The organism is Amycolatopsis kentuckyensis, from assembly GCF_002155975.1.
In the GTDB taxonomy this organism is placed as follows: domain Bacteria; phylum Actinomycetota; class Actinomycetes; order Mycobacteriales; family Pseudonocardiaceae; genus Amycolatopsis; species Amycolatopsis kentuckyensis.
This window is the reverse complement of the sequence record NZ_MUMI01000684.1, coordinates 1-3,143: the sequence shown is the minus strand read 5'-3', so window position 1 is coordinate 3,143 and position 3,143 is coordinate 1. Positions and strand designations below refer to the sequence as shown.

Here is a 3,143-nt window from a genome sequence, read left to right as displayed (position 1 = left end):
TGGGGGTGCTGACCGAGATCGCCGAGACGCGGCCGGTGGTGATCCTGCTCGAGGATCTCCACTGGGCCGACGCCTCGACGCGCAACCTGCTGTCCTTCCTGCTCAGCCGGCTGCGGGCGCAGCGGCTGCTGGTCGTGGGCAGCTACCGCGAGGAGGACGTGCACCGGCGTCACCCGCTGCGCGGCCTCCTCGCGGAACTCGTCCGGCTCGCCACGGTCGAGCGCGTCGACCTGCAGCCCTTCGGCGCGGCCGACGCCCGCCGGTTCGTCGAGGCGCTGGCCGACGAGCCGCTGCCGTCGGACGTCGTGGCCGACATCGTCACCCGGTCCCAGGGCAACCCGTTCTTCGCCGAAGAGCTGCTCGCCACCAAGACCGAGTGCAACGACCTGCCCGCCGGGCTGGCCGAGGTGCTGCTGTCCCGGCTCGAGCGGCTCTCGCCGGACGCCCGGCAGGTGGTCCGCGTGCTCTCGGTGGCCACCGAGCCGGTGATGCACGCCGCCCTCGCCGCGGTCTGCGGGCTGGGGGAGCTCGAACTCGACGAGGCGCTGCGGGAGGCGGTCCAGCACCACGTGCTGGTGGTGCTCTCGGACGGCTCCTACACGTTCCGGCACGCGTTGCTGCAGGAAGCGGTGTACGGCGATCTGCTGCCGGGGGAGCGGTCACGCACGCACGCGGGGTATGCGGCGCGGATCAAGGCGCGGCCCCAGGGCCGAGGTCACGACGCGAAGCTGGCCTACCACTCGATGCAGAGCAGCGATCTGGCCACCGCGCTCCCGGCGTTGCTGCGCGCGATGGACGAAGCCGAGAAGCTCGGCGCGCCCGGGTCGGCGCTGCAGCACGTCGAACAGGCACTGTCCATCTGGGACGCCGTCGCCCCGGCGGACCGGCCGGAAGGCTTCGACGAGCTGCGGCTGCTGTACGAGGCGTCCTACTTCGCGGGGACGTCCGGCGAGCCCGAGCGGGCCGCCGCGTTCGCCCGCTCCGCCACCCAGGCGCTGACCGCCGACATCCCGAACGACCGGGCCGCGAAGGTGTGGCGGCGGCTCGCGGACGCGCTCCTCGCCCTGGAGGGCACCCTGGACGAGGCGGTCGCCGCCATCGACCGGGCGTGGGACCTGGTGAAGGACACCGAGCCCAGCTCCGCGCGCGCCTGGGTGCTGGCCAGCCGGGCCGGGTTCCTCCGGATCCTCGACCAGCCCGAGGCGGCGCTCGACAGCGCGCTCGCGGCGGTCGCCGACGCGCAGGCCGTGGGCGCGACCGGGGCGGAGGCGTCGGCGCTGGTCACCCTGGGCACGCTGGCCGACTCGCGGGGCGACGCCGCCGAGGCCCGGGAGCGGCTGCGCCAGGCCCAGCGCAAGGCGCGCGACGTGGGCGCGTACAACACCGAGATCCGCGCGACCTACTTCCTTTCGTTGAGCCACCACGACCAGGCCGAGTTCGCCGAAGCGCTCGAGCACTCTTCGCACGGCGTCGCGCGGGCGGAAGAAGCCGGGCTGAGCTGGAGCACGTTCGGGCTGGAGCTGCGGGCGGGGCAGCTGGTCCTGCGGTACGTCATGGGCGACTGGCCGGACGAGAGCGCCGGCCGGGCCGGGCGCGGGGTGTCCAGCGCGGTCGCCGCGCGGATCCAGGCCGTCTGGACGCAGTTCGTCGTGGCCCGTGGCCGCTTCGACGAGGCCGCGAAGCTGATCGCCGGGCTGCAGCAGCACTGGATCGCGGACATGCAGATCCCGCTGTCGGCCGGCGGCGCCGGGATCGAGCTGGCTTACTGGCGCGGCGACCACGCCGAGGCGGTGCGCCGGGCCGAGGACGTCATCGGCTGGCTGGAGCGGATCGAACCCGGGCTGCTCGCCGGCATCCGGATGGCCGCGCTCGGCGTGTCCGCCGCGGCCAAGCTCGCCGCCGACGCCCGCGTCCACGGCGACCAGGCCGCGGCCGAAGCCGCGGTGGCGGCCGGCGAGCGGTTCCTGGCGCACGGCCGGATGTGCTCGGTCGTCGGCCAGCCGCGCTCGGGGACGCTCGGTCCGGAGGGCCGCGCGTGGCTGGCCCGCCTGGAGGCGGCGGCGACCTGCCTGGCCGGTCGCGGCGACGCGGAAAAGTGGGCGATCGCGGCGGAGGCGTTCGGCTACGGCGCCGTCTACGAGCAGGCGGTCTGCCGCTGGCACGAGGCCGAAGCCCGGCTGGCGGCGGACACCGACGCGGGCCCGTCCCTCGAAGCGGCCCACGCGGTGGCGGTCCGCCTCGGCGCGATCCCGCTGCGCGACGCGGTCCGCGACCTGGCCCACCGCGCCCGCATCGAGCTGGACGGCGTCGAACCGGCGGCCCCGGCCCGCACGGTCACCGACCCGCTGACCGACCGCGAGCGAGACGTCCTGGAGCGCGTCGCCCTGGGCCGCACGAACCGCCAGGTCGGCGAAGAGCTCTACATCAGCGAAAAAACGGTGAGCGTCCACCTTTCCCGCGTCATGGCCAAACTGGGGGCAAGCCGCCGCGCGGAAGCAGTCGCCATCGCCTACGACCGAGGCCTCCTCACCGCCCCCACCCCGTAACTCGCGTGATCGAGCCCGGAACTCACGTGATTGAAGCCGGAACTCGCGTGATCAGAGCCGTTCCGGCTGCAATCACGCGAGTTCCGGGTCGGATCACGCGAGTTCCGGGTTAGCGGGGGAGGCGGCGGAGGGCTTTGAGGCCGAATGTCATGCCTCGGGACCACACGGAACCCGGGATTGCGCGCGGGGGGCGGAGGGCGAGGCCGCGCTGGAGCGCGATCGACTGGGACTCCGTGTACTTGAGCAGGCCCTCGGCGCCGTTGCGGCGGCCGACGCCCGAGTCCTTCATCCCGCCCATCGGGACGCCGACGCTGCCGAACGTCGCCGCGTAGCCCTCGTTCACGTTGACCGTCCCGGCCTTGAGGCGCGCCGCGACCTCCCAGCCCGCGCGGCCGTTGCGGGACCAGACACTGGCGTTGAGCCCGAACGGCGTGTCGTTGGCCCGCTCGATCGCGTCGGTGACGTCGGTGTAGCCGTAGATCGAGACGACCGGCCCGAACGTCTCCTCCGCGAACGGCAGCATGTCCGGCGTGACGCCCGAGAGCACCGTCGGCTCGTAGAACAGCGGGCCGAGGTCCGGCCGGGCCCGGCCGCCGG

General features: G+C 74.2%; 2 protein-coding genes. One reads left to right on the top strand and one right to left on the bottom strand.

Annotated features, from left to right (window positions below):
- A partial coding sequence (locus tag CCN39_RS45615; RefSeq protein ID WP_086853177.1) for a helix-turn-helix transcriptional regulator occupies positions 1–2,546 on the top strand: 2,546 nt, incomplete at its 5' end.
- Between the two features lie 109 nt (positions 2,547–2,655).
- Here CCN39_RS45615 and CCN39_RS45610 read toward each other — a convergent pair.
- The coding region (locus tag CCN39_RS45610) for an aldehyde dehydrogenase family protein (RefSeq protein WP_143264420.1) at positions 2,656–3,143 on the bottom strand (488 nt) is incomplete at its 5' end.